We start from the raw sequence: 2067 nt of genomic DNA on the forward strand, positions 1-2067 counted from the left end.
GTTACCAGTTCTTGGCGCCGAGCCCTCACGTTCAGGATTTGCTCGATCACATCGAAAACGGTGGCGATCCGATCTTCTGGGGCTGATCCGTTATCGTCGGTGATGCGTTGACCTATTGAGACCAAGATCGGTATTAGACGTTTCTGTGAAGCACTTATATTCCCTGTTCGTACTGAGGTCTAGGTGTCGAGATCTCGTGTCGAAAATCTATGTCGAATAAACCGTTGGCTTTGCCTTTTCGACAGACGCGTTTTTCAGGCTGCCCACCAGGCGATGGCGGTGAGGGTGCAGCCGAGTATGAGGGCAGTTTCGACTGACACGCTGAGTCGTTCGTGCAGGCGTGGACGGTGGGTGCGCGGCGATGCTGGGGTCATGTAGTGGTGGAGGGTTGGATCATGGCTTCGAGCCTGGTGAGTCGTTCTTCGAGGGCGCCGGTGATGGCGAGCAGCCCGAGCAGGGTGGGCTCGGTGATGTCGCTGCCGTGTTGAGCGTGTTTGAGCAGGGTGGTGCGCAGGAGTGAGCACATGGGGGCGTCGTCGCTGATGGGGAGTTGTTCGAGTTTGGCGGTCAGACGCTCGTCGGGGGAGGTCATGCGTCGCTCCTGCACGTGTGGCTCATGCAGGCAGTCCGAAGGGGTGACTGCCTGTGCGGTGGTATCGGGTGGTGCGCTGGAACCGAGGCGGAAAGCAGCGCACCACAGTGTGATGTTACTGCGTCATTGCTGGGTGATCGGTGCGCGGGAGGTAAGTGACGGCGCACCCATGGACGCGATGGACTAACTCGGTACCGGTTCACCTGAAGGCGGCGAGGTACTCCTCGGTAGTTCAATGCTCAAGTAGCTGTAACTGTGCGAAGACTGGTAACCGAGGTGGGTGCCACGTAAATTTTCGGGGGCGGCATCACCCGGTCCCCAACGGGCATGGCGAACGCTCCGCCGGTAGCCACCCCTGGTCTATCGGCGGGCGAGCCGTCCCGCAGGTTTCAGCGCATCGACTATGTTTCGCTGCACCGGCGGTCAGCGTGGGTTGGGGGTGCGCCACAGGCGCGGGGGGTCGCCGTCTTCGTTGTTGGCGAGGGCCCGGATTCCGTCGGCGTCCTGGGCGAGGATGTCCGCGAAGTGCTGTCGGTGGGTGTCGTCGAGGCCGTCGGGCAGGTTCGCACCGTCGGTGATGGATGCTGCGGCGCCGTCGAGGTAGCGGGCGATCCGCAAGAGCAGCGGGCGTGGGGTCGGGACGACGGAGTGGTTCGCGTCGGCGGTGATCATGCCGAGAGTCGAGAGCAGGGACAGGCCGGCGACAGCTTCTTTGTCGTCGAGGTTGATGTGTGCGACTTTCAAGGCTTCGGCCAGCGCCGCGGTGGTCAGGCCGACGGCGGCGACGGGCATGGAGATGCTGCGCTCGAATCCGATCAGGTCGGCGCCGGGGGCTTCGTCGGAGAGTGACACAGCGAGGGACTGCGCGAATGCGAGGAGGCGTTCGTCGGTGAAATCGCGCTGCGCGGTCTGGCGGGTGACTCTCATCAAGGTCGCGTATTCGGAGACTTTGTCGTCGAGGATATTCCGGGCTTCGGTGTCGGTGATCGTGAGCCCGAGATCGAGGAGGGCGGCCCGGAATTCGGTGGATCGGGTGTGGAGCCAGGTGGGCCGAGGACTCATCGCTGCTCCCGTGAGGTTGAGGCCGCGGTTGTCGAGGTGAGCTTAGATCCGCCTCACATCGCAAGAACGAAATGGCCGCCGAAACACGCCGGGTGGTTACAGGTCAGTGAAATCGTGTGCGCTACATTTCCCTTCCGCACCATCTCCGTTCGAGGCGGCGATGGATAGGGGTTCGCCGAGATGTCACACGACTGCAGGCGAGCCGCTCCCGATCGTGTGCCCGGCCCCCCAGAGTTGGGCACACTCGACCCACCCAGCTGGTACTGACGACCAGCAGGGTGGGTCACCCAAAGGTGTGCGGTGTGTTTTCCTCGTACCGAGTGGCCCAGGTGATAGTGGCCGAGGATGCAGTGAGTATCCGATTCGGGTCTCCGCAGCGGGTTTCTCTTCGTTCCGTCGAGAACCCGTGTGCA

General features: G+C 62.5%; 2 protein-coding genes. Both read right to left on the reverse strand.

Annotated features, from left to right (window positions below):
* Nucleotides 1–370: 370 nt before the first annotated feature.
* Nucleotides 371–592: a hypothetical protein gene (locus ATN38_RS00140; RefSeq protein ID WP_003943449.1), complete on the reverse strand. Its 222-nt coding sequence runs from the start codon at nucleotides 590–592 to the stop codon at nucleotides 371–373.
* A 423-nt stretch (nucleotides 593–1015) separates the two neighbouring features.
* Nucleotides 1016–1654 carry a hypothetical protein gene (locus tag ATN38_RS00145; protein WP_218747377.1) on the reverse strand — a complete coding sequence of 213 codons (639 nt, stop codon included), beginning with the start codon at nucleotides 1652–1654 and terminating at the stop codon, nucleotides 1016–1018.
* Nucleotides 1655–2067: the final 413 nt, after the last annotated feature.

This window comes from Rhodococcus sp. FH8, assembly GCF_019266085.1.
In the GTDB taxonomy this organism is placed as follows: Bacteria; Actinomycetota; Actinomycetes; order Mycobacteriales; family Mycobacteriaceae; genus Rhodococcus_F; species Rhodococcus_F qingshengii.